Genomic DNA, 23,219 nt, shown 5'->3' with positions numbered 1-23,219 from the left:
CCCACCGTCGTGAGGGCTCAGCCCTGGAGGAGCTTCTTCACCGCGGCGGCGACGCGGCCGCCCTCGGCCCGGCCGGCCACCTTGGGGTTCACGACCTTCATGACGGCGCCCATGGCCTTCGGTCCCTCGGCACCGGCCGCCCTGGCCTCCGCGACGGCCTCGGCGACGATCGCGTCCAGCTCCTCGTCGGAAAGCTGCTTGGGCAGGTACTCGGCGAGCACCTCGCCCTCCGCCTTCTCCCGCTCGGCCGACTCGGCACGGCCGCCCTTCGCGAAGGCCTCGGCCGCCTCGCGGCGCTTCTTCGCCTCACGGGTGATCACCTTGAGGACCTCGTCGTCGGACAGCTCCCGCTTCGCCTTGCCCGCGACCTCCTCATTGGTGATCGCCGAGAGCGTCAGCCGGAGCGTCGAGGAGCGGAGCTCGTTGCGCTCCTTGATCGCGGCGTTGAGGTCGTCCTGCAGCTTCGACTTGAGCGTGGTGGTCATGTCGTCGATTGTCTCAGGTGTGGCGGGGCGAACGCCCGCTGATTTAGGGGGCGGGCGGTCTCACCGTCCCCCGGTGGTCTGACACGATGGTCATATGCGCGCGCGATACGGAGTTCCCCTGGGAATCATGGCGGCAGGCGCCGCCGGTCTGGTGTACGCGGTGGGCTTCGAGGCCCGCTCCTTCCGCCTGCGACGGGTGACCGTCCCCGTCCTGCCACCGGGCATGCATCCGCTGCGCGTGCTCCAGGTCTCCGACATCCACATGGTCAGCGGCCAGCGCAAGAAGCAGCGCTGGCTGCGCTCGCTGGCGGGTCTGCGCCCGGACTTCGTGATCAACACGGGTGACAACCTGTCGGACCCGGAGGGCGTGCCGGAGGTGCTGGACGCGCTGGGCCCGCTGATGGAGTTCCCGGGTGCGTACGTCTTCGGCTCCAACGACTACTACGGCCCCAAACTCCGCAACCCCGCCCGCTACTTGATGGAGAAGACGAACGGCCGCCACGGCCTGAACGGCAACGCGCCGGCGGTCGGCGCGATCCACAACCCGTGGGAGGACCTGCGGGACGGCTTCGACGAGGCGGGCTGGGTGAACCTCACCAACACCCGGGGCGCCCTGAAGATCGAGGGCGTGTCGATCGAGCTGACCGGCCTGGACGACCCCCACATCAAGCGCGACCGCTACGCGAAGGTGGCCGGCGGCCCGACGGAGTCGTACGACTTCTCGCTCGGCGTGGTCCACGCCCCCTACCTGCGCGTCCTGGACGCCTTCACGGCGGACGACTACCCGTTGATCCTGGCCGGCCACACGCACGGCGGCCAGCTGTGCATCCCCTTCTACGGCGCGCTGGTCACCAACTGCGACCTGGACACGGACCGGGTGAAGGGCCTCTCCACCCACACCGCGGAGGGCCGTACCTCCTACCTCCACGTCTCGGCGGGCTGCGGCACCAACCGCTACACCCCGGTCCGCTTCGCGTGCCCCCCGGAGGCGACGCTGCTGACGCTGGTACCGCGGGCCTGACCTGGCCCTCGGGGGGGGGTCACCCACCTGGACCAGTCCGGATGGCCCTCGCGCTGCCCCGTTCCTAGCGTGAGGGCATGACGGCCCCGATACCCAGGGAGATCCCGGACCTGCCCGCGGTCCCGGCGTCCCCCCTGCTGCCGCGTTCCCCGGTGCCGGCCAGGGCGGTGGTGGCCCCCTCCCACCGCCCCCGGACGGCGGTGTTCCGCCTGCTGACGGCACTGACCGCGGCGGCGGGCGTGACCCTGGCGGCCCTGTGGAGCACCCCGGCGCACGCGCTGAGCTACTTCGGCGTGCAGGCGAGCGCCCTCCTGGCCCTGACGATGCTCGTGTCGGCCTCGCGTGCCTGGCGCGCCCGGCACGCCCTGCCCTCGTGGCTGACGGGCGCGGTCCTCCTCTACGCCCTGGTGTCCGCGCTGACCTACCACCTGCTCCTGGCCAGGACCGGGTTCTCCATGACGGCGTCCCCGACACCGCCGGAGCGCTGGCGCACCCGCTGGATCACCCTCCAGCTCCTCCACACGGTCGCCCCCGCGGCGGCCCTGCTGGACTGGCTGTGCCTGACCCCCGCGGCCCGCCTGCACCTGCGCCAGGCCACGACCTGGCTCCTGTACCCCCTGGCCTACCTGGCCTTCTACCTCACCCGCGGCGCCCCCTACCTCTACCCCTTCCTGAACCCCTCCGCCGACGGCTACCGCGCCACCCTGGCCAACGCCCTCCTGCTGGGCCTGGCGACCTACGCCCTGGCCGTCCTCCTCGTGGCCCTGGACCACATCCGCCCGACCCCGGTCCGCCGCCGCTTCTGAACCGGATTTCGTTTCCGGGCCCCCAGTGGGCTAAAGTAAACGACGTCGCCGCGACAAGCAGCGACACCGGGGTGTAGCGCAGCTTGGCAGCGCGCTTCGTTCGGGACGAAGAGGTCGTGGGTTCAAATCCCGCCACCCCGACGCCGTAGTACCAGGTCAGGGGCCTGATCCGCAGTGCGGGTCAGGCCCCTCCTGCGTCTCCGGTGATCGTTTGGGAGAAACCTGGGAGAAGATCTTGATCGGGGTCTCCGAGAAGATGCTCGCCGAGCGCACGTCTCGGCCGCGCTGACCGACACCTGCGCGTTCGCGAACGACCAGTCGTCAGATCGGACCACAGAGGGCGTTCCGGACGCAGCTCCGAGCGGCCGATCGCATCAGTGGACGTGCCCAGGCGAGGCACACAAGCGGGTGCCGTCATGCCCAGGTTGCCCGGGGGCGTAAATCTGTCGTACACACACCGTCCGGCGCTATGCTCTCACCAGGCGACCACGCTCGCTGTTACGTCGGACCTGGGTTCCTCCCGCAAGTCACCCGGGGTTGAGGGCGCAAAGTGCCACCGGGCACGCGTGATGCAGAAATGTTCGTTCCTCCTATGGGGCGCAGTGAGCGGGAGCGCTGGCACGCGCCCATCAGGAGCCGGACATGGCACTCGACAAGAACATCGCCAAACTCGCCCACTGGATCCGGCGTGAGTCCGGGGATGCCATCCCCTTCCAGCAGGCATGGTTGTCCGCCGCATCTCAGTTCGGCGCACTCCCCGTCCACACCATGGCGCCCCAGGAGCGGATCCCGCTCCGTATCCAATACACCGGGGAGAGTGACGCCGCCGCCCAATCCGCGATCGACCACGACACCCATGGGTTGGGCCTGGACCACTGCTCGGACGACCAGCGTGCCTTCAGGGCACTGCTGGCGCTCGCGCTCTTCAACGGCAACGTGTACACGGGGCCGACGGCCAGGTGGAACTACGCGGTAGTCGCCGCGTACGACCCCGTGATGTCGCCCCGCCGCGACCAGTTGGTGATGGTGGCGGAACGTGCCCCTGAGAACGTGGCCACGCGGCTGTTGCCTGTCGAGGTCGATGGCTCACGTGGCATTCCGGGGCTACGACACGAAGTGAGCTACACGTGCCACGGGCAGCAGTCTTTGTGCCTGCGTCATCTGCCCACTGGTGCAATGCTGACGATCACCGGTGACCCAGACGCATGCCGACGTGGCAGCAAGCGCAGCTTCGTTCCCCGACACCGCTACCCCACGATCGACCACAAAGTCACCGAGCACGAGCGCCGCGCACTGGCTGCGGTCCCCCCGATGTCGCACGACGCCACGGCCCTGCTGGCTGGTCTCGTCCCGCGCTACAACCTGGTTGACCGGCGAGGACGTTGGGCGACCAGTCTGTCCTGGGACCCTCTGGAGCGGCCCGGCTCCGAGCACAGGAGGGAACCTGATGTGAGGATGGACGGCGCCGCGCGCCGACTCTGGGGCTCTGGGGATTCGTGGGTCCTCCGCTGGAATGGATTTCCAGAGCCCCATGACCTGGCTATTGCTCTGACCCACCGGGAAGTCGGGATCAAGGGCGCCAGGTTGACCCGCCACGGCGGCACCTTTCGCGTGACACTGGGCACCGCCTCGCTTGAGCTGTCGGACGAGAAGGGCTGAGTCCGTGCCATTCCTTACCGACCACCCTGAGTCCGCAGCCATGCTGGTGACCGCTGTCGTCCTTGGAGTTCTCCGCTTCACGTTCCCGAGGGACTCCCGCCATCGTCTGGAGTTGTGGAAGGCAGTCCTTGAACACCGGCGCCATCGGTGGCAGGTGACAGAGCGCCGACGTGCGGCCAGAAAGCGTCGAGAACGCGTTCATCAGGAACAGGAAGCGGAAACTACGGAGTTCGGCACCGTGCCGACAGCGGATTCTTGATCCTTCGGTCACGTCCAAGCGCACCCCCTCGGGAGCCGCGTTCATACGAATGAGCACGGCAGCAGACTCTCTGGCACGCCGTCTGTGGCCCAGCACTCTACCCGCCATCTCCTGACGGGCCCCCGGGGCTCGTACCCTGGGGACCCGTCAAGCTCAGACCCGTGCGACGAGCAGACGATCCAGCACCGCTACGGGAGATCGCGAGGACATCGCTCGGCGAGCGTCGAGCGCTGCTTCCCACTGCTCGGTCAGCCCGCGCATGAGGCGTCGGCGCATGCCAGGTGTGACGTGGGCGTAGCGGGCCGAGACCGAGCCGTCGATGTGGCCCATGCGTTCGTCCATGAGGACCTTCTCGGTGCCGAGGTCCTCCATCATCGTCCGGTGGGTGTGGCGGAGGCCGTGCGGCGTGAGGCCCTTGGCGATCGGAAGCCAGCAGGCGTCCGCCCGAGCGGCCGCACCTCGGCCTCGGGCCGGGACACCAGGCCACGGCTCGCCGAGGATCGGCACCGGGCGGGCCTCCTGTGGCGCCTTCCTCGGGTACCAGCCGGAGACCGCCGGGGTGAACAGCCAGGTGGCGAAGCCGTTTCGACGCCAGTGGGCCGCGGGCTCGGACGTGGTGCCTCCGCGTACGAACCCGAGCTCCGCGATGGCGAGTTCGACGCGAATGCGGGTGTCCTCGCGAACACGGCCGGGGTGGTTGAGGACGTTCGAGACCGTGCCGGTGGAGACTCCGGCGCGGCGTGCGACGTCGACGAGCTTGGCGCCCTGGTGTCCGCCTGTACGCGCCGTTCCCTGGCCTCGGAAGACGTACGTCCTGCCGTGGCAGGGGCAGGGAGTCGGTTTTGTACGGGCGATGTGGTTGAAGACCAGAGCGGACAGCCAGTCCGTCAAGTCGATGTCGCGGTAGCTGTCGTCCTTGGGCAGGCAGCGCACGAGCTCGCCGGTGTCCAGCTCGTACAGCTGCCACTCGACGCGGAACGCGCCAGGCCGGACGAACTCTGTTTCCAGTCCGACGATTTCACCCCACCGCATGCCGGTGTAGCTCTTGAGGACCGTGGCGACGAACTCGTCGTCGCGGCCGGAGAGCAGAGCCGCCCGCTCGGCAGCGAGCAGGATGCCGAGCGCGTCGGTGACGACCTTCTCCGGGCCACGGTCGCGGGAGCGGCCGGCGCGCTTGCCCCGTCCGCGCCGCCTGGCCGCCGGGTTCGACGTGAGCAGGCCCTCGTCGATCGCGTCCTCGAAGATCAGGTGGAGCGTCGCGCGCCACGTCTTGACGCTGGAGGCCGCGTACGCGGCCCGTTCCTTCTTCTCCCAGGCGTCGACGTCCGTACGCAGGATGCCCGCGAGCGCCTTGTCCTCGAAGTCGGGGAGCAGGTGCTCCTCGATGTGGCGCTTGTAGTTCTGCATCGTCGAGGCGGCCAGGTCCTGGGCGGCGTACCAGCGGCTCGCGTACGCGCCGAACGTTTCCTGACCGAGGCCCGGATCGCGCCACTGGCCACGGCGAACCGTCACCTCTTCGGCGTCTGCGGCCTGCTTGGCCTCGCGCTTGGTGGCGAACTTGACCACGGCGCCCGTGGAATCGGCGACGGTGCCGTACTTGCCATCATCGATCTTGTAACGGCCACGCCAGTAGCCGCTGCGTTTCTCCGCGTACCCCACGGATTTCCCTCCCTTCTGTCGTGTGGGGTGCGTTAAGCAGCGGTTCCGTACTGGGACTTGACCATCCGGCGCGGCGGCCGGGCCTGGAGCCGGACGGCAGGCACAGCTGCGTCAGGCTGGTAGCCGAGCGGGAGGCTTGCGCGTAGGCGCAGCAGCGACGCCAGGGCGCTGCGCATTCACGGCTGGGCGCTCTTCGTGCATGCGGATGATCTCCGCGAGGTGCTCGTCCGAGAAGCGATAGGCACGCCCGACGCGGGTGAACGGAATGAGCCGACGGCGGGCGCGGTCCTTGACCCACCAGGCGGAGCAGCCGAGGACGGCGGCGACTTCCTCGGGGGCGTAGAGGCTCGGGAGACCGGTCTCGGCGGCCGAAGTCGGTTCGGAGGCAGGGGTTATCGCGGGTTGACGCAAGGGGTGAGTCCTCTTCTGGCGGGTATAGGGCGCGGCAACGCCGACCCGCCGGTCGATCGCTAGGGATGTGGGTGAGATATGCCCGTGCTGGGGGTCTGCGGGCCCAGGACGGGAGTGGGAACTGGCGGCTATGCGTCGGCGGCGGGGCTGGTGTCGCCGTGTTCGCCGAGCGGAGGACCGTGCATCTTCAACATGGTCTTGTTGGCCTCCTCCGCGATCGCGGATTGGACCATGAGGTCGGCCTCTTCGCGGATGTCAGGGTGCTCGGCGAGGTAGCCGTCGAGAGCGTCGCGCGCTTCGGTGAAGGCCATGTTGGCTCTCTGCGTCGCACGGAAAGCGTCCACGACCTCGTCGATGAGCTCCATGGCGCGGGCCTTGGCCGCCAGCTGAGGCGGCCCGACGAGGTTGCGCAGGTCGATGCCGAAGACCTCGGCGAAGCCGATGGCGTCGTCGAGGTTGATGCGGCGCTTGCCGTTTTCGATCCGCCAGACCGCGGACGGGTTCATGTCGAAGCCGGCCTCGTTGAGCCGGTCGGACAGGGCATTGGTGCTCCAGCCGCGCGCCTCGCGCTCCACCCTGATGCGGGTTGCGACGTTCGCCTCGCCGCTGAGCAGGACACCCTCGGACGGTTCTTCCTCCGCCACCGCCACCTCCTTCGGTTCGTAGCGATGCACTGCGGTTTGCAGCCTCAACAGTAGCATCCTTACTGCGAGACGCAAAGCACTTCTGCGATCTGCAATTCATGTGGCATGATGGTGGCATCCCACCCCACCGACCTCAGGAGTCCGCACGACCGCGCGCCCACACGAAAGAAGCCCCCGGCGATGCCGGGGGCTCAAGCGCAAACCTCTCAACCGCCATCCCTAGCGATCGACCTGCGGAGACCGGGATTGCCGTCCCATATGGCCCGCAAGCAGAGGAGCTGATGCCCAGTATGACCGATGCCCAGCCGAATACGCCATCCCTTCCTGACGGCTCCAGCACGTCGTGGCCTCCAGTTGCCGTGCCCGGCCAACCGGCTGACTCCGCCGTGCCTCCGGCGGAGGAGGACCGCGACGACGCCATCTCCTCGCCGCCGCTGACCGAGGGGGCGCAGATCCTGGCTGATCTGCGGGCGCAGATCAAGCGCTACGTGGCGATGCCCAGCGAGGAAACCGTCACGGCGGTGGCCTTGTGGATCGCGGCGACGCATCTGCAGCGTGCGTGGCAGCACGCACCGCGCCTGGCGATCGTCGCTCCGGAGAAGCGGTGCGGAAAGTCCAGGCTGCTCGATGTGGTGACCGAGACGGTGCACAACCGTCTGATCACGGTCAACGCCAGTGCGGCGGCGATCTTCCGGTCGATCGACGGGGATGACCCGCCCACCCTCCTGGTCGACGAGGCCGACACCCTCTTCAGCAGCCCCAGGGCCGCGGAGAAGAACGAGGAGGTCCGCGGCCTGATCAACGCCGGGCACCAGCGTGGCCGACCGACCCTGCGAGTGTCCGGGCCCGAGCACCAGGTGCAGGAGTTCCCCACCTTCGCCATGGCCGCACTCGCCGGGATCGGTGACCTACCCGGCACGATCATGGACCGGGCAGTGGTCATCCGAATGCGCCGCCGCACAGGGGGCGAGAAGGTAGCGTCCTTCCGTACCGGCCGGGACACCCCCGCCCTGCACGCGATCCGCGACCGCCTCCACGCCTGGCTGCAGCCGCTGTACGAGCTGGCCATGGAGATGGAGCCGCCCATGCCGGTCGAGGACCGCGCGGCAGACACCTGGGAACCGCTGGTCGTCATCGCCGACCTCGCCGGGGGCAACTGGCCCGCGCTGGCCCGTACCGCGTGCCGCGCCATGACCGACTACGAGGCCGGCCAGGACGAGGAGGGCGGTCTGCGCACCCGTCTCCTGGTCGGCATCCGCCGCGCCTTCGCCGCCGTCGGTGACCCGGCCGTGCTGAGCACGAAGCACCTGCTGGAGGCGCTCAACGCGGACAAGGAAGCACCGTGGGCGGAGTACGGCGCCAACGGCCTGACCCCGCGCGGCCTGCAGCTGCTGCTCAAGCCGTACGGCATCAGCTCGGCCAACCGCCGCTTCCCCGACGGCGCCCAGGCCAAGGGGTTCGCGCGCAACCAATTCCTCGACACCTGGGCCCGCTACTGCCCCGAGCCCAAGGCGGCGAACACGCCCGCCTCGTCAGCCGACGGGCTCCTGTCCGGCACCGCAGCCTGACTCGACTCCACTCGCATCACTCGTCCCCGCGCAGGTCAGCGCGGGGACGAGTGAGTAGCCCGCAACGAGTCGTCTCGACATCACCACGCCACTCGTACCTGTGCTGACCAGGCACGCGACGAGTGGTACGAGTCCCAGCACCCCACGACGGTCACAGCACCATGCCCTCCCCCGCGCCGAGACCATCGTCATCAAGCCCAAATGGAGTACTCCGCTTGTTTGCCCGCATCACCACCCTGATCCGCCGTACCAAGCCTCATCGGCAGCGCCCCGCCGCCGATCTTGGAACTGCCCTCCGGACACGCGCCCGCGCCACCCTTGTCCTCGGCCTGGTGGCCGTCGTCCTCATGGCCTTCCGGGTCTCGTGGAACGCACTGTCCGACGTGGCCCGCGCCATCGGCGCCGATGTGACCGCCGCCTTGCTCTACCCGATCGTGGTCGACGGACTGATGGCCCTCGCTCTGGTCGCCACGCTCGTACTGACCGGCTCCGACCGGAAATTCGCACTGCGGGTCCTGGCGACCTACACACTCGCGAGCCTCCTGCTGAACTACGTTCACGGCCTCATACCGGCCCTGCACACCGAGTCGGCCCGGTGGGGCCGACTGGCCGATTGGGCCCCGGGGAATTACGCGCTGGTGCTGCTGGCGACCTCGCTCCCGGTCGGATCCATCTACTTCGGATCGGACCTCGTGGCCAAGGTGCTGCACCACAGCCCCGTGGCGGCCAGCCCCGCCATGAGGGCCTCTGATCCGGCGACCTCCCAGGCTGCCGTGGCGGCACCGTCCAGGAACGCTACCCCAGTCACCGGCGATGCCACCTTGGACGTCCACCAGCCCACGCGCCTCAAGGTGGCGGGCAGCTCGGCAGACGTGGCGAAAGAGGCTGCCGATGTGGCGGAGGCCAGTGCCACCTCCGTCGCGGACGCCGAAGCGGACATGGACGCCATCGATCCCGAGCTGCTCGCCCTCGCCCGCCGTGCGCCACGCGGGCGCGGAGGCAAAGCCTCGCGCCGCCACATCGAGGACGTGGTCCGCAGCACCGGCCGCACGATCGGCAAAGACGAGGCGGAACGCGTCAAGGACGCGCTCCAAGCCGAACTCGACGAAGCCGCAGCAGCCAAACCGGGCGAGACCGCGCCCACGACGATCGCCTCCTGACCACCGGCCGCTGCCAACCGCATCCCGCGTCTCTCGTCCCCGCGCACGTCAGCGAGGGGACGAGTCTTCCTTCGGCGGCAAGTCGATCCGACATCACCGCACTCCCCATCAACACCCCACCGAGTAGGTCGCCATGCCCGCACCACAGCACGAACTGCCCACCACACACCGCGAGATGACCACGACCACAGCACCCACGACCGCGTCAGCAAGGTATCCCGCTGGACCGTCCACAGGCCGGCCCCACGGGGAAGACTCCGCCCCGGGGGTAGCGGAGGCAGACGGGCACCAGGGGGTGCCCGCAGAGGAACAGCCCGCCGGCGCTGCCCCCGCTGCTGCTGTACCGCTGCCGCGCGCCGCCGAAGCAGCCGCCCTGCACCGCGTCGCCCGCCGCCGCAAGCCCGATCCCAACGGCCGACGCGAAGGGCGTGTCGACGCCCGCTACAGCAGCGAGGAGAAGGCAGCCATCCTCGCCAAGGCCGAGTCACTGAACGTCAGCGGCGCCCACTACGTCGCCGTCGTCGCCCTGGCCCACGTGCACGGTGACCTCACCGTGCCCGGCCAGCGCACCGAGCTGGACGACTACATCGACGAACTCAACGCCCTGCGCTGGCAGGTCGCCAGGATTGGCGACAACGTCAACCAGATCGCCAAGAAGCTCCACTCCGGCGGCCATCCACACCCTGGGGACAGCACCCTGCTGGCCCAGACCGACCGCACCCTGGACGCTGTCGGTACGGCCGTGCGCCACATCGCGGCAGCCGCCAACCAAGTCGTCAGCCACAAGGCGGCCCGGTGATCGCGAAGATCAGCAGCGGAAAGAGCACCGCCGGTCTGATCCGCTACCTGTACGACACCAAGAAGGCCAAGGACCACACCGACCCCCACCTGGTCGCCTCCTGGGACGGCTTCGCCCCCGACCCCGGCCGTGCCGACGGCTTCGACGCCACCAAGAAGCTCCTCGTCGCCGACCTCGACCTGCACGTCAAGCAGGCCGAGCGCCTCGGCCGCGCACCGAAACAGCATGTGTGGCACTGCTCGATCCGCGCCGCCAAGACAGACCGGCACCTCGGCGACGAGGAATGGGCCGACATCGCCCGCCGCGTCGTCGCCGCCACCGGCATCGCCCCCACCGGTGATCCGGACGGCTGCCGATGGGTCGCCGTACGGCATGCGCCGGACCACATCCACATCGCCGCGACCAAGGTCCGAGCCGATCTGCGTACCGCCCGCCACTGGAACGACTACCTCACTGCCGACCGCGAACTCGCCGTCATCGAGAAGGAGTACGGCCTGCACCAGGTCGCGCGTGGGGACCGCACCGCTGCCAAACGGCCCACGCGCGCCGAGCAGGAAAAGGCCAAGCGCGCTGGCCAGGCCCGCACCGCCCGCGAATGCCTGCGCGCCACGGTGCGTACCGCCGTGGCCGCCGCCACCAGCACCGAGGAGTTCACCTACCTGCTGGAGCACACCAACGGCATCCTCGTGGACGTCAAGCACTTCCCGTCCGGAGACGTACGCGGCTACACCGTCGCCCTCGAAGGCGACGTCAACGCTGTGCAGGAGCCGGTCTGGTACTCAGGCTCCGAGCTCTCTCCCGACCTGTCCTTTCCCAAGATCCGCAAGCGCCTCGACGCCACCGAACCGCAACAAGGCCCGCGCAAGACCAACCCGTGGCACCAGGCCACCGCCGCCGCGGAGCGCATCCCCCATCGCCTTGAGCACGGTGAGGACACAGCGGCCCAAGCCCACCTTGCCGCCTTCGGTGAAGCCCTCGACGCCCTACCCCTTCGCGCACCCCAGGCAATTCAGCCCCAACTTCGTCAGGCAGCTGAGGCGTTCGAGCGCGCCACTCGCTCCCGCATCCAGGCCGAGCACCGGCACGCCCGCGTCCTGCACGGCGCCGTGCGAGCCATGGTCCGCGAGCCCACCCCCAAGGACGGCGCCCTGCTGGCGATGTTCCTCGACGCCGCGATCCTCGCCGTCATCGCCGCCGTCCGCTGGCACCAGCTCCGCCACCACGACCAACAGGTGGCGGCAGCCCACCAGGCCCTGGTCCACCTCCAGGCCGCCTACGAACAAACTGCCATCGCGCCACTGACCGTGCTCGCCCAGCGCAGGCCACCCGCGCAGGTAGTGGAGCGGCACATCCTCCTCATCCGGCAGACAGTGCCCGATCACGCGGAACAGGTGTTGGAGGATCCGGCCTTCGACGCACTCGCTGCCGTGCTCGCGGACGCAGAGAAGGCCGGGCACGACCCGAAGCAGCTCCTGCAACAGGCCGCCGACCAGCGTGCGCTCGATGATGCCCGCCGGCCCGCGCGGGTGCTGACGTGGCGCGTCGAACGCCTCAGTACGAGGTCGGCGCCCAGCGCCCGCGCACGTGCGGCACAGGCGCAGAGTGCGGCACGGCGTTCGAGCACGCTGGTGCAGTCACCACCGGCTGCTCCGGCCGCTCAACCACAGCCGCCCCAGGCGCGGCGACGCTGACACACCCACCGCGAGCCGCACGTGGAATCGGCGCCACGCGGCTCGACTCCGCGTGCGGCGCCGGGTACGTCCGCCGCCTGCCCGCCGCTCGCAGCGGCACGGCCTCGTACGGGTCGTGCTGCTGACGGCCTCCGGGCCGTGACCCTGGCGGCCTTACCGCCCCCGGGCGGCGGTGAGTGCCGCCACCAGTACGTCCAGGTCGCCGGTGTAGACGATCACGTCTTCGTCCTCGGCCGGGGGGTCGAAGCGGGCGAAGAAGTCGTCCAATGCCTCAGGGGTGACGGTCAGCGCGTTGGCGTCCTCGCGTTCGTTGCGCTCGGCCAGGCGCCGCAACAGCTCGTCGCGGTCGGCGGGGAGGTAGACGACAACGGGCAGGCCGCCAGATTCGCGGGCGGCCTGCCGCCAGGCGTCGCGCTCGGCGCGGCGCCACAGGCCGTGGTCCAGGACGACGTCGTTGCCAGCCTCGATCTCCTTGATGAACCGGTCCCGGGTCGCTTCGACCACGGGCCGTTCCCGCTCGAAGTAGGTGTGCTCGGGGTAGTCAACGCCGTACCGGCCGTGGAGGCGGTGGACCTCTTCGTCCACGGACAGCCGGAGGTAGCCGCGGTCGGCCAGGGCCTGGGCGACGGTGGTCTTCCCGGAGCCGGTGAGGCCGGCCAAGAGTACGGCGAGGGGCACGTGGTCATCCTTCCGCGACATGGTGTCCGCGCGTGAGAGCGTCGTGTGTCAATCCTGGCCGCTGTGGGCATGCGGACGCCAGGTGGTGAAGATGCTGTGGGCTTCGGAGAGCCAGCCGGAGGGCATCCGGTCCAGGCTTACCCGGCGGAAGGCAAACCGCGGATCGCTGGTGTTGATCACACCACCGTGCTGGCCGACGTGGGCCAGCAGGCGTCCGGCCTCGTCGCGGACGGCTGGGGTGTGTTCCTGCCAGGTGCCGCTGGTGAAGCGTTGGACCCGGCGGCGGAGGTCGTCCAGGACGCCCGAGCGCCACTTGAAATGGTGAACCGCGCAGATGCGGTCGGCGCCCGGGTGGTGGCCCGGAGCGCGGTGATTGCCGGAGGAGACGGTGACGTCGTGGTGGGCAAGGACGATCTTCCTCGGGTCGCCGTACAGAAGCCGATGGGTGAGGTGACCGCCGAGGGGATAGGCGAGATCGAGTCCGCCTTCGGGCCGCCAGCTGGTCAAACGTCCGCTGGCGGCGACGCGGTCGAGCATCAAACCGCCCACCACAGGGTTTCCAGACTTCTCGGCCTGGGCGATCACCTCGCTCAGCGGGGCGGGGTACTGCTGGAACTCGTCAGCGTCGGCCAACAGGTGCCAGCCGGGACCGGCCCGATGCCGCAGGGCGTCACGGAGCTGGGTATTTGTGTGCTCATGCCAGGGGCCTGTGCTGGTGCCGGTGGGGATGATGCCCAGCTCCCGGCACGCGGCCTGCAGTTCGTGCCGTTGCCGGTCGGGGACGTGGTCGGGGAAGTGGAAGGCGATCAGGAACCGCTCGATGCCCAGCCACTGGTAGTGGTGGGCCCAGGCGGTCAGCAGCGGCGGCTCGACGGGGCCGACGACGGCGATCAGCGCGGGAGGTGTGCTCGGCATTCAGGACTCCTTCGTGCGCAAGGGGGCGAAGGTGCGGGTGAGAAAGTCGGCCTGCTCGGCGGCCGACCGCATCCCCAGCGGTCCCGGGGCCTCCGGTCCAGGCAACGGGGGCGGCTGGCGGATGACGGTGTGCAGGGCGTCTGCGAGGGCGTCCGGGTCGCCGGCGGGGAACGTCAGGGCCCAGGGCCGGCCGTGCAGGCGGGCGGTGAGGGCGTCGTCGTGTTCGGAGACGACGAGGGGGACGCCGAGGCGGGCAGCGTCCATGACGAGCCCGGATTCCTTGCCGGTCCCGGGCCGACGGGCGACGAGAGCGGCGTCAGCGGCGGCGTACACGAGCCGCAGCACCGACTCGCTGACCGGACCGGGCATGGTGTGCACCCGCAGGTCGGGCAGGGACCGCCACCGCTCAAGGACGGCCTCGTCGAGCGGGGAACCGGTGACCACCAGGTGCAGGGGCTCCTTGAGCCGGCCCAAGGCGGCGTCGACGACGGCGATGTCCTTGTAGGGCCACCAGCCGCCGACCATGCAGACCACGGCCTCAGAGGCGGGGATGTCAAACGCGGCCCGGCCGCCGTTGCGTTCGGCGTCGCTCAGGCGGCGGCCGTCGTCGACAGCGAAGGAACCCACGACCGCGGGCAGGTCGGCGAAGGCCGCGGCGAACTGATCGCCGACAGCCTGCGTCGGGTACACGGCGATCACCCGTTGCTCGCCCCGGCGGGCGAGCCGGCCCAGCAGCCGCACGACGGCGTCCTCGGCCGTGACCGCCTCGTGGACGAACCGCAGGTGCGGCTGCCCGCCGAGGAGGGCGGCGGCCCCGTGCATGGCCTCGCTCGCGGTCAGGATCACCACCGCGTCGGCGCCGGGGTCCAACCGGCGAGCAGACCGCAGCGCGGACGCCTCGGTCAGGCAGCGGGCAATGAGGGTGATCTGGTGCGGCACCCTCCGCAGGCGTCGGGGCCAGCGGCGCGAGCGGAACAGACGCTGTCCGGCCGAGGAGAGCCCGGCCGCCAGCCGGGAGACGGCCCCCAGCACGGTTGCCGCCTGCCCGGCCGGTGCGGTCACCAGCCGGGCATCCGCCTCGCGCAAGGCACGTACTGCCTCGGTGGCAATCCCGTGCGGGGCGATGACGAGGCTGCCGGGCCGAGCCTGGGCAAGCGCCACCAGCGTGCACTGGTGGTGCCCGCCCAGGCGGTTCGCGTACGGCTCGATGAGCACCAGCGGGCCGGTCATCCGGACACCGCCTGGTCCCCGTGGGCGGCGGTGAACCTCTCCCGCAGCCAGGTGGGGTCGTTGAGGTGGTCGAACTGCTGCGGGTCACGCGCGGCCTGGCTGGCGAAGGAGACGCCCTCGGTGGCCCCCGCGGCGGCGTAGGCGGCGAACTCGCCGCTGCGGCTGCGCATCCAGGCATCGACGCGCGGGTGGGCGTCGTCGTCGGCCATGCCGTACTCGCTGCCGCGGGCGAGCATCGCGCACTCGCGGAAACCGGCCTTCCAGGCGTGGAAGGGGCTCTGGTTGAACCGCGTGATCCCGGCGGTGTGCTCGGCGAATTCGATCCGTCCGGGCAGAGCGGCGAGCACATCCACGGCGTCGCCCATCTCCCGCAGGGCACTGCGGCAGATCAGTTTCAGGCCGCCGTAGCCGTAGGTCAGGCCGTTGACCGGGTTGACCGCCCGCCACACCCGCATGGAGACCCCCTCGTCCAGCGGTGCGACGGTGGCCGGATCGAAGTCGGTGTCGACGGCGAAGTCTCCGTCGGCGAGGAAGAACTGCTCGCGCTCGACGACCTCGGCGCACAGCCGGTAGGCCCGGCGCATCCCGTGGACCCCGTGCAGGCGCTTGACCGTGCCGCCGAGCGTCCGCTGGAGTCGGGAGTGCAGGGAGTTGGCCATCGGCTCGTCGTAGGAGAGGAACACGGCGTCGAAGCCGGTCACGAGATCGCCTCCAGGTAGCGGACGGCAACCAGGGCAGGAGTGAAGTCGGCGGTGGAGGCGTGCGCCCGCTTGGCGTGGACGGCGTGGAACTCGTCGTCTGCGGCAAGGCGTTCGGCCAGGGCGACGGCTTCGTCCGGGGTGGTGAAGCACAGCTCGGGGTCGATGTGTTCGGCGAGCCAACCCAGGCGGGGCGAGATGACAGGCAGGCCCATGCCCTGGCAGTCGATGACGCTCATCGACCAGGGGCAGCCGGGCCGGAACGGGGCGATGCCGAAGCGGGCGCCGGCCAGCAGGTTCTTGTAGCGAACGCGGTCGCCACGATCGGAGACGACCTGCACGTGCGGCAGCGCGGCGAGCTTCCCGCGCATCTTCTCCGGGCTGTCGTCCAGACCCTTGCGCTCGGCCCGGCGCTGGCCGAACAGGTCCATGACCCGCAGCCGCACGGCACCGGAGTCGCTGAGTCGACGGGCCAGGTCCACGAACTGCTCGGTGCCGTAGTGCGCGTACAGCCGGTGGTTGTAGACACCGATCGCGCTGCCCGTGCCGGAGGCGGCCCGGAGCGTGGCAGGGTCGCGGACCAGGCGCTCGTCACGCGGTGCGGGCACCACCCGCAGCCGGTCGCCGAGGTCCACCGTCATCCGGGCGGCGGCGGCCGACACCCACGAGGCGGCCGTGGAGGAGTGGACCATCACCCGGTCGCACGCAGCCAGGCCCGCAGCGAACGCCAGCAGCACCGGCCGCCCGAGCCCCGCGTCGTCCAGCGACGGGTCGAGCAGCATCTGTCCGCCGCCCGCGAACGAGAACGGCAGGTAGTGACAGTACCCGGCCAGCAGCGCATCCGAGCCGGCCTCCAGCAGAGCCGTGCGGACAGCCGGGGCCTCCTCGATCTGGTTGGCCACCACCACATCCGGCTTCTCCGAACCGATCAGGGCCACCAACTCGTCGATGTCTGCCGAGAAGCGGGCCCGGTACTTCGTCCCGGGCACCTTCGTCCGGTGGAATCCGCAGCGGGCATCCCCGGCCGCAGCTGGGGCCGCAACGGTCACTTCCGCCCCGGCGTCGACCAGGGACGGGGCCAGCAGATCCGCGAAGATCCACCCCGAATCCGCCGACAGCCGGTCGGGATTGGAGATGTTGAGCAGGTACAGCACGCGCATGGTTGCGTCGCCTCCCTAATCCGCCCGGGGGTCGATCCGGGCCACTGAGGGAAGGAAAACGGCGACGCACGTCGTGACGGGATGATGAACTTGGATCACTCACGGTTCATTCATGCTCACCAAGTGACGCGGAGCGGGGCTTCGATGGACGCGCACAGCGAGGAGATCACCGTCGAGCAGGCGGCCGAGGACTTCGCGGCCGAGGTAGCCAGATGGCGGGAAGTACGCGGCATGTCCAAGCGGGCATTAGCGCTGGCCATGGGCTTCGACCCGTCGTACGTCAGCCACGTCGAGTCCGGACGCCACAAGCCCACCGAGGAGTTCGCCAGGCTCGCCGACGAGCACCTGAACGCCGGAAAGGCGATCTGGCGGCGCTGGTGCGACTACGAGCAGGCCCGGACGAAGTCCCGGCGTCAGCCCACGGCCCCACTGACCCAGCGCAGGCCCGAGCAGCCGTACGCCACCGGGTCCGCCCTCGTCGTCGAACACGACGCCGCCCGCCTCCAGTACGACGGCCACTCATACCGGCTCACCATGAGGCGTTTGCTGCGGAACACCGGCGACGAACCGGTGACCCGCTACCTGATCCGCATCTCCGTCGACCGATACCCAGGCGACCCCGAGCAGTCCAACGCCCACTACCGAGCCCACCCGCTGACCTGGGACGAACTCGACCTCACCGCCACCTGCCGCGGCGAGACGATGCGCTGGCAGGCCAAGCACGACCGCGACGCCTTCAAGGAAGTCTGGCTGCTGTTCGACAACGAACACGGCCGCTTCCCGCTCTACCCTGGCGAGTCCGTGTGGATCGAGTACGCCTACACCGTCGGTGACGACAAATGGGGCAACTGGTTCCAGCGGGCCGTCCGCCTGCCCACCGAACAACTCGAAGTCCAACTCGCCTTCCCCGCAGTCCTCGACCCCGTCGTGTGGGGCACCGAGACCTCCATGACGGCCGAAGCCTCACCCCTGCGGACCCCACCCGTCCGCAGCGACGGCGGTGAACTGAGGCAATTCACCTGGATCACGACCACGCCCGCCCTCCACGCTCGGTACCGTCTTGAGTGGAGGTTCCGGGCCCGGCCCGAACACAACGCTGAACAAGGGGACTTCAGGTGATCGACGTGCGGCCCAGCCAGCAGATGCGCGACCTCGGAGTCGTCCAGCACAGCGCCGGCATCCTGGCCGAACCGGCCCGCGCCTTCACCCTGCCCGCCGAGCGCGACGAAGCCGAGCGCATCACCGACGAACTGTTCGCCGCGATGGAACGGATCGGCCAGGTCCACCCCTTCGCCAAGGGCATGGGCATCGCCGCCCCGCAGATCGGCATCGGCCGCTCCGCAGCCGTCGTCCAGCCGCCTGGCGACGCACCCGCCGTCATCCTGCTCAACCCGAAGATCACCGACCGCTCCGACGAGCTGGACGAGCAGTACGAGGGCTGCCTGAGCTTCTTCGACGTCCGCGGCCTCGTCCCCCGCCCCCTGAAGATCACCGTCCAGACCACGGCCCTGACCGGCGAGACCGTCACCACCGTGTACGAACGCGGCCTCGCCCGCCTCATCCACCACGAGATCGACCACCTCGACGGCCTGCTCTACACCGCCCGCATGCGCACCGGGGTCGAGCCGATTCCCGTCGAGGAGTACCGACAGACCGGCAGGGCCTGGGCATACGAGCAGTAGCCGTCAAGTTCACGGGGACCGAGATACAGGCTCGCGGCCTACCAGCGCCGCGGCGTGCCTGGCGCTGCCGAACCCGCCTGCCGGTCCCGCGAGGCGCTGTTATCGCAATCCGTAACGTTCCCCCTCGAGAAGATGCATCCGCAGATGCTGCACAGCAGCTCGATCCACAAACCGCTTCACGCAAGGCATCACGGTGGCACAACCACTGGTTTCGTATGGAGAGTCCGAGAACGCCCTATGCATATGAGATCGACCCTGATTGCGTCCTTCGCGAGAGTCAGTGGCCGAACTCGGCAAAGCCGCGGCCCCGTTGACGGTAAGCCACTGCCAGCGCTGCCCCTTACCCTCATCTGCACATACCCGACACACGCGAGAGGCCGCCAGGCATGACCAAGAACGACGGCATGTCCCCTGAGGTGCAGCGCATGATCCAAGAGGCGCAGGCCATGATGACCGACGAGCTCATGGAGGAGACCCTTCGCAGCCAGGTCGCGGTGGACCCTAGCCACCTGGCCTCGTTGCTGGACCTCGTGGCGATCGGCATCACCAACGGCGCCTGGCGGAACAGCTGCATCGAAAACTGGCACGCTGAAGGCCGGCTTTCGGACGGCGACATGATGCGCATCAACAGCTACACCACAGATGCCATACGGCGGCGCCTGAAGGGGTGGTGCGTCGAGTCCGGGATCACTTCGGCGAGCAGCACCGCGCTGGCAAGTGCCGACGTGGAGGATGTGGACGTCCTTGCCGGTCGCCTCTTCCGATGGCTGGCGAATGCCGAGCGCAGGCTTCCTACCGGCATGACGCTCGGCGAGTTGGCTCGCTCGCAGGAAGACCTTGAAGAGTACGAGGACCACGCAGATCGGGTCCTCGGCGGCTTTGCCGGACAGATGCAGGATAGGGGCGTCCGATTCGGCCTGCTCCGCACCGCCTGCCACGGTGCCCTGGCTTGCTCCCAGTGGTGGGCGCACCCCACATGGCCCGACCGCGTCGAACGCTTCATCCGCGTCCTTGACGATGCAACCAACGCTCATTGGGGTACTGACGGGGAACGGAGGGAGAAACTGGGCGCCGAGCCGCCCTCCGTTCAGGACCGCGACATTCTGCGCGCCACGCTGCTGGTCAACCCGTGGAAACTCGATCCCACGGCCGCCGAGTGGATCGTGGATGCCGGGATCGGTTACCTGAGGCCCGAAACCGGGGCCACGTCCGATTAGAAGTCACCTGACCTGGCCAGGGCCGACGCCTCAGTCGCCGTACCTGGCCGGATTCTGATCACTCAGTGCCGCGTGAGTCTTCGTGACCTCGGACTCGGCGCACTCGCGCGCATCGTGTGCACGTTCCGCCGCTCTTCTGCTCACGGCCAGGAAGCCGACGAGCGCCGCCACGACGCCGGCGAGCACTGCACTGTTGTGAGCCCAGCGGGCAACAATGCGGGCCTGTCGCAGGTTCAGCCGGGCGGCGGCACGTCGACCTTCCGTTCCTCGCCTGCGAGCCGAGCCGGCCGCATTGATCGCGCCAGCGGCGCAGACCTCGGCGAGCGCCGCGAACGCGAACGCCAGGACCACCAACCCGCCGAGGGCCAGACCTGCTGCCAGGGGTACCGAGGCAACACGCTCTACCGTCGGTGTCCTCGACGTGAACGCATCTTTCAGCCCGACACCAGCCATCCCGAAAAGCAGGACGGTGAACCAGCCGTAGCCGATCAGTGACCAGAGCGGGCCATCTTCTTCGTCCTCATCTTCTGCCGGTTCGCCGCTCTCAGGAGTCTCTTCACTGTTGCGAGCTCCCGCTTCTGTCGGGGACTCACCGGCACGCATACCAACTGGGGACCGAACATGATGATGGACGTCGCCGATGACATCACCCGCGATGAAGATCCCGGGACCGTGATTGTGCTGGTCTCCCTCTCTCCGGGGCTCAGATGTCTCTGCCATGCGCTGTGCCGTGATTGATCGTGAGACCACCCTCGACGTTGCCGTTGATGAAGGTGCCCGAGCCGTGGTTGTGCTGGTAGGTCACGGAGTCCAGCCTGTCCGTTCCGACCAGGGCACGCAGCTCCGCATAGGCGCCCGGGTCCGCCCGTACGAGCTGTTTCAGCGTGGGAGCCCACTCGGCTGCGGCACTGCGCGCCGCCTCACCGCGGTCCAGCGCGGAACGCTGCACCACCATCGCACGGTGCTGGTCGAGGCGCTCCAAGAGGGCTGTGGCATCCGATCGGCCTTCCCTGCGTATCAGACGCCGGAGGATGTCCCGAGCCCTCGCGTACGCGTCCTGCGATGCTTCGCTGAGCAGGGCCGCGACCACTGTCGTCACGGCGAAGGTCATTTCGTCCACTTGTGTCGTCTCCCCCACTGGTTGCTGCACTGTATCCGCGCACGCGTCGGAAGGCAGCCGAACCCTTCATCCCGTATCCGCGCTGCCCCTTATGCAGCCTCTAACGCATCAACTCAGCCATGCAGCAATAGCGTTGGCGAGAGCTTGGCCACCCTGCTGGACCACGGTTCCCGCCACCAGGGCGGGCAGTGCCTGGGCGATCCCCCGAAGTACGCCGGCCTGCGCGTCGGGCGCAGCCAACGAGGTGTCGACGGTGTCCGCCATGGCACGCAGCACCGTCGCGTTGGCCAAGCCCGCCTCATTGCGCTCCACATCAGCACGGAACGAGGTGAGGAGGTCTCGTACGGCCTCGATGTCGACTGCGCCCTGGGCTGACGCGGACTGGTAGACGTGGGAGATGTTCTGGCCCACGACGTTCTGATTCGGAGCGTTGTTGTTGCCGCCGATGCTGATACCCGAGCCGTGTCCCTGCTCCGGCTCGGGGCGACGCCGTCCCATCCTCATCACTTGCCTCCCTGATTGCCGTTGCTCTGGCCCACCCCGCGGATGTTGCTGCCCGCGACGTTCTGGATGGGCGCGTTGTTGTCGCCGTACACCTGGATGTTGGTGATGACCGCAGCCACCTGGCGCTCGTACGGGGCAGTGTCCACGCCCAGTTCGTCGAGGTACTCGGCGACGGTCCGAAAGATGCAGGTCTGCATCAACACGACATGCCTCTTGGCGTCGTCGCTCTGGTGCATGTCCGTAACTTCTTCGGTGGAGTATCGATCGCGCAGGCTGACCGGGTCCTTCTCTTCGGCGCGGCCGTCCTCCGCCTGTTCGCCGAGCCCAAGTCGCGCCACGAAGCGCCACAGCCAGATGGGGCCCGCAGCGGCGTCCAAGAGCGACTGCGTGACGACCCAGCCGAGCATCCGTGTCCCACACATGGCGACTGGCGCGTCGGTCATCCGCAGTTCGTTGTATAGGGGTGTCATCACGTGCGGACGCACGGTCAGCCGTAGCTCGCCAGCCTCCAGCGCGGCGTGCACGAACACAGTGACCACGACCTGGCCGTCCCAGCTGACACACTGCGCCCGCAGATACAATCGGTCCGGCACGCTGGACGGCGACCGGCGCCCCCGGCCGCGCAGGTCCGGCAGCTCCAGCTTCGCCGCCCGGGTGCGCCGGAGCCACAGCGCCGACGGCAGGCCCTTCACCTCGGTGACGGAGAAGCCGGGCAGTGGATCAGTGATCTCCCGGGCTCCGCGCCCCAGCTCGCGCAGCGCCCCGCCCATCCGCCGCAACAGTTCCGCCTCCCCGAACGACTTGACCGACTCCTCCGGATCCTTCGGCTTCAACGGGATGGCGATGTCGGCGGATCCCCACACATCGCGCCCGGCTCCCACGAAGTACTCGGGCTCGTCGTACGGCAGCTCCCGCCTCCCCTGTTCGTTGGCTATGCGCGTCATCCGATGGCCGCCCTTCGCGGCAACCCACGGCAGCCGCTCGGGCGACACGCCCTCACGGACGAGCCGGGCCAGCGCCACCCGCGCCGCGAGCCGGTCGCCAACACACACCAGCGCGGCTCCAATCACCAGCGCGAACGGCAAGAGGAGAAGCCCGACCCGCAGGGCGACGACCTCGTCACCAACCGGTTTGTACGGAACGATCGCGAGCACCCATGGGATGCACAGCACGAGATAAGCCACCCGGGGCGACCTGGCCAGCCGAGACTTCCTCCCTTTGCGTAACGCCCGGTGCGCGGCCCAGCGCATCAAGAGAGCCACCAGGACGACCACTCCCCACACGACGGCCGCCCGCGGTGCCGCGCACATCACGAGGGCAGCCAGGAACAGCACCGCCAAGCGTCGAGCCCACCGACGTCGACGCGCACGCAGGCTGTGCGCCACCACGGGTACGAGGTCGAATCCGTACGACGGAACAGGCACCGGCGGCCCGTGCAATACGTGGTCCACGGCCCACTGCGCCAGGGGCTCGCCCAGCGGCGGGCAGTCGTCACTCCCCTCCAGGTAGATGCGTCTACGGGTGCTGCGTCGTGGCTTGTTCGACTTCTTGCCCTTGCCTCGGAACTTCCGCCACCACGCCTTGACCTCCCCCACTCGGTCAGGACGCGCGTAAACGGCCTGACACAGCAGCCTGGTCACTTCCGATGAGGTCGGTTCCACCTCGCCGTGGCGGCCTGCACCGGAGGTCTCGGGGGCAACCTGAATCGGCACCTCCGGCCCCTCGGCCTCACCACTAGCCACCCGGCCCTGAGCCCGCAGCCCCCACCCCAAAGCCATGCGCCCCCGTTCGTCGATCCGGCGGGCATCTTCACGGTGAACTTGGAAAACCACCAGACCGCAAACGCGACAATC

At 69.2% G+C, this 23,219-nt stretch carries 22 protein-coding genes, 1 tRNA gene and 1 pseudogene; 11 read left to right on the top strand and 13 right to left on the bottom strand.

Annotation, left to right across the window (positions count from 1 at the left end; translation table 11 throughout):
* Positions 1-17: 17 nt before the first annotated feature.
* Positions 18-485 (bottom strand): GatB/YqeY domain-containing protein, encoded by a 468-nt coding sequence (locus AB0927_RS22165; RefSeq protein ID WP_366669390.1) that lies wholly within the window; start codon positions 483-485, stop codon positions 18-20.
* Positions 486-579: 94 nt separating this feature from the next.
* On the opposite strand from AB0927_RS22165, the gene AB0927_RS22160 reads away from it, so the two are divergent.
* The 4 genes from AB0927_RS22160 (at position 580) to AB0927_RS22145 (ending at position 3,971) form a co-directional block, all read left to right on the top strand.
* A complete protein-coding gene (locus tag AB0927_RS22160) occupies positions 580-1,506 on the top strand; it encodes a metallophosphoesterase (protein WP_366669389.1) in 927 nt (308 codons plus the stop codon).
* Between the two features lie 77 nt (positions 1,507-1,583).
* Positions 1,584-2,312: a Pr6Pr family membrane protein gene (locus AB0927_RS22155; RefSeq protein WP_366669388.1), complete on the top strand. Its 729-nt coding sequence runs from the start codon at positions 1,584-1,586 to the stop codon at positions 2,310-2,312.
* A 67-nt stretch (positions 2,313-2,379) separates the two neighbouring features.
* A tRNA-Pro gene (locus tag AB0927_RS22150) sits at positions 2,380-2,453 on the top strand.
* A 501-nt stretch (positions 2,454-2,954) separates the two neighbouring features.
* Positions 2,955-3,971, top strand: coding sequence for a hypothetical protein (locus AB0927_RS22145; RefSeq protein ID WP_366669387.1), 1,017 nt, complete (start codon positions 2,955-2,957; stop codon positions 3,969-3,971).
* 412 nt (positions 3,972-4,383) lie between these two features.
* Here AB0927_RS22145 and AB0927_RS22140 read toward each other — a convergent pair whose 3' ends face one another.
* The 3 genes and pseudogenes from AB0927_RS22140 to AB0927_RS22130 form a co-directional block, all read right to left on the bottom strand.
* On the bottom strand, positions 4,384-5,889 hold the full coding sequence (locus AB0927_RS22140; RefSeq protein WP_366669386.1) for a LacI family DNA-binding transcriptional regulator: 1,506 nt from the start codon (positions 5,887-5,889) through the stop codon (positions 4,384-4,386).
* Positions 5,890-5,921: 32 nt separating this feature from the next.
* Positions 5,922-6,285: pseudogene (locus tag AB0927_RS22135) on the bottom strand (helix-turn-helix domain-containing protein).
* A 143-nt stretch (positions 6,286-6,428) separates the two neighbouring features.
* The gene (locus AB0927_RS22130; protein ID WP_366669403.1) at positions 6,429-6,944 is read right to left on the bottom strand and encodes a helix-turn-helix transcriptional regulator; all 516 of its coding nucleotides are present in this window, start codon (positions 6,942-6,944) and stop codon (positions 6,429-6,431) included.
* Positions 6,945-7,234: 290 nt separating this feature from the next.
* Here AB0927_RS22130 and AB0927_RS22125 point away from each other — a divergent pair, with 290 nt between their 5' ends.
* From AB0927_RS22125 to AB0927_RS22110, 4 genes are all read left to right on the top strand, one after another.
* Positions 7,235-8,512 carry a DUF3631 domain-containing protein gene (locus AB0927_RS22125; protein ID WP_366669402.1) on the top strand — a complete coding sequence of 426 codons (1,278 nt, stop codon included), beginning with the start codon at positions 7,235-7,237 and terminating at the stop codon, positions 8,510-8,512.
* Between the two features lie 332 nt (positions 8,513-8,844).
* Entirely contained in the window at positions 8,845-9,672 is an 828-nt protein-coding gene (locus tag AB0927_RS22120) for a DUF2637 domain-containing protein (protein ID WP_366669385.1), read from the top strand.
* Between the two features lie 295 nt (positions 9,673-9,967).
* Entirely contained in the window at positions 9,968-10,471 is a 504-nt protein-coding gene (gene mobC, locus AB0927_RS22115) for a plasmid mobilization relaxosome protein MobC (protein ID WP_366669384.1), read from the top strand.
* Positions 10,468-12,162, top strand: a complete 1,695-nt coding sequence (locus AB0927_RS22110) for a mobilization protein (protein WP_366669383.1) — start codon at positions 10,468-10,470, stop codon at positions 12,160-12,162. The genes mobC and AB0927_RS22110 overlap by 4 nt, the downstream gene beginning before the upstream one ends.
* Positions 12,163-12,315: 153 nt before the next feature.
* Here AB0927_RS22110 and AB0927_RS22105 read toward each other — a convergent pair whose 3' ends face one another.
* Genes AB0927_RS22105 through AB0927_RS22085 form a run of 5 tightly spaced genes read right to left on the bottom strand, consistent with a single transcriptional unit; the run spans position 12,316 to position 16,843 of the window.
* Complete coding sequence (locus tag AB0927_RS22105) at positions 12,316-12,840, bottom strand: ATP-binding protein (protein WP_366669382.1); 525 nt, start codon at positions 12,838-12,840, stop codon at positions 12,316-12,318.
* Positions 12,841-12,888: 48 nt separating this feature from the next.
* Positions 12,889-13,755: a glycosyltransferase family 2 protein gene (locus AB0927_RS22100; protein WP_366669381.1), complete on the bottom strand. Its 867-nt coding sequence runs from the start codon at positions 13,753-13,755 to the stop codon at positions 12,889-12,891.
* The gene (locus AB0927_RS22095) at positions 13,756-14,985 is read right to left on the bottom strand and encodes a glycosyltransferase (protein WP_366669380.1); all 1,230 of its coding nucleotides are present in this window, start codon (positions 14,983-14,985) and stop codon (positions 13,756-13,758) included. It abuts the gene before it with no gap.
* Positions 14,982-15,686: a hypothetical protein gene (locus AB0927_RS22090; protein ID WP_366669379.1), complete on the bottom strand. Its 705-nt coding sequence runs from the start codon at positions 15,684-15,686 to the stop codon at positions 14,982-14,984. Before AB0927_RS22090 ends, AB0927_RS22095 begins: the two co-directional genes overlap by 4 nt.
* Complete coding sequence (locus AB0927_RS22085) at positions 15,683-16,843, bottom strand: glycosyltransferase family 1 protein (protein WP_366669378.1); 1,161 nt, start codon at positions 16,841-16,843, stop codon at positions 15,683-15,685. The genes AB0927_RS22090 and AB0927_RS22085 overlap by 4 nt, the downstream gene beginning before the upstream one ends.
* Before the next feature lie 144 nt (positions 16,844-16,987).
* On the opposite strand from AB0927_RS22085, the gene AB0927_RS22080 reads away from it, so the two are divergent.
* From AB0927_RS22080 to AB0927_RS22070, 3 genes are all read left to right on the top strand, one after another.
* Positions 16,988-17,962, top strand: a complete 975-nt coding sequence (locus tag AB0927_RS22080; RefSeq protein ID WP_366669377.1) for a helix-turn-helix transcriptional regulator — start codon at positions 16,988-16,990, stop codon at positions 17,960-17,962.
* Positions 17,959-18,525 carry a peptide deformylase gene (locus AB0927_RS22075; RefSeq protein WP_366669376.1) on the top strand — a complete coding sequence of 189 codons (567 nt, stop codon included), beginning with the start codon at positions 17,959-17,961 and terminating at the stop codon, positions 18,523-18,525. The genes AB0927_RS22080 and AB0927_RS22075 overlap by 4 nt, the downstream gene beginning before the upstream one ends.
* A gap of 386 nt (positions 18,526-18,911) precedes the next feature.
* The gene (locus AB0927_RS22070; RefSeq protein WP_366669375.1) at positions 18,912-19,742 is read left to right on the top strand and encodes a hypothetical protein; all 831 of its coding nucleotides are present in this window, start codon (positions 18,912-18,914) and stop codon (positions 19,740-19,742) included.
* 30 nt (positions 19,743-19,772) lie between these two features.
* Here the strand turns inward: AB0927_RS22070 and AB0927_RS22065 are convergent, their stop codons facing one another.
* The 4 genes from AB0927_RS22065 to AB0927_RS22050 all read right to left on the bottom strand — a co-directional run bounded on the left by AB0927_RS22065 (position 19,773) and on the right by AB0927_RS22050 (position 23,078).
* Positions 19,773-20,462 carry a hypothetical protein gene (locus AB0927_RS22065; RefSeq protein WP_366669374.1) on the bottom strand — a complete coding sequence of 230 codons (690 nt, stop codon included), beginning with the start codon at positions 20,460-20,462 and terminating at the stop codon, positions 19,773-19,775.
* Positions 20,446-20,862 (bottom strand): hypothetical protein, encoded by a 417-nt coding sequence (locus AB0927_RS22060; protein WP_366669373.1) that lies wholly within the window; start codon positions 20,860-20,862, stop codon positions 20,446-20,448. Before AB0927_RS22060 ends, AB0927_RS22065 begins: the two co-directional genes overlap by 17 nt.
* A gap of 108 nt (positions 20,863-20,970) precedes the next feature.
* Positions 20,971-21,366: a hypothetical protein gene (locus AB0927_RS22055; protein ID WP_366669372.1), complete on the bottom strand. Its 396-nt coding sequence runs from the start codon at positions 21,364-21,366 to the stop codon at positions 20,971-20,973.
* Positions 21,366-23,078: a hypothetical protein gene (locus AB0927_RS22050; RefSeq protein ID WP_366669370.1), complete on the bottom strand. Its 1,713-nt coding sequence runs from the start codon at positions 23,076-23,078 to the stop codon at positions 21,366-21,368. The genes AB0927_RS22055 and AB0927_RS22050 overlap by 1 nt, the downstream gene beginning before the upstream one ends.
* Positions 23,079-23,219: the final 141 nt, after the last annotated feature.

The sequence above is a fragment of the Streptomyces sp. NPDC048106 genome, from assembly GCF_040706415.1.
Classification (GTDB): Bacteria; Actinomycetota; Actinomycetes; order Streptomycetales; family Streptomycetaceae; genus Streptomyces.
The sequence above is the reverse complement of the archived record's forward strand: the minus strand, read 5'-3'. Positions and strand labels throughout refer to the sequence as shown.

What these genes read in the sequence shown, in the direction of transcription:
- AB0927_RS22165 (WP_366669390.1), bottom strand. Translation starts at nt 485, where the DNA reads ATGACCACCACGCTCAAGTCGAAGCTGCAGGACGACCTCAACGCCGCG.
- AB0927_RS22160 (WP_366669389.1), top strand. Translation starts at nt 580, where the DNA reads ATGCGCGCGCGATACGGAGTTCCCCTGGGAATCATGGCGGCAGGCGCC.
- AB0927_RS22155 (WP_366669388.1), top strand. Translation starts at nt 1,584, where the DNA reads ATGACGGCCCCGATACCCAGGGAGATCCCGGACCTGCCCGCGGTCCCG.
- AB0927_RS22145 (WP_366669387.1), top strand. Translation starts at nt 2,955, where the DNA reads ATGGCACTCGACAAGAACATCGCCAAACTCGCCCACTGGATCCGGCGT.
- AB0927_RS22125 (WP_366669402.1), top strand. Translation starts at nt 7,235, where the DNA reads ATGACCGATGCCCAGCCGAATACGCCATCCCTTCCTGACGGCTCCAGC.
- AB0927_RS22100 (WP_366669381.1), bottom strand. Translation starts at nt 13,755, where the DNA reads ATGCCGAGCACACCTCCCGCGCTGATCGCCGTCGTCGGCCCCGTCGAG.
- AB0927_RS22095 (WP_366669380.1), bottom strand. Translation starts at nt 14,985, where the DNA reads ATGACCGGCCCGCTGGTGCTCATCGAGCCGTACGCGAACCGCCTGGGC.
- AB0927_RS22085 (WP_366669378.1), bottom strand. Translation starts at nt 16,843, where the DNA reads ATGCGCGTGCTGTACCTGCTCAACATCTCCAATCCCGACCGGCTGTCG.
- AB0927_RS22080 (WP_366669377.1), top strand. Translation starts at nt 16,988, where the DNA reads ATGGACGCGCACAGCGAGGAGATCACCGTCGAGCAGGCGGCCGAGGAC.
- AB0927_RS22070 (WP_366669375.1), top strand. Translation starts at nt 18,912, where the DNA reads ATGACCAAGAACGACGGCATGTCCCCTGAGGTGCAGCGCATGATCCAA.
- AB0927_RS22065 (WP_366669374.1), bottom strand. Translation starts at nt 20,462, where the DNA reads ATGGCAGAGACATCTGAGCCCCGGAGAGAGGGAGACCAGCACAATCAC.
- AB0927_RS22055 (WP_366669372.1), bottom strand. Translation starts at nt 21,366, where the DNA reads ATGAGGATGGGACGGCGTCGCCCCGAGCCGGAGCAGGGACACGGCTCG.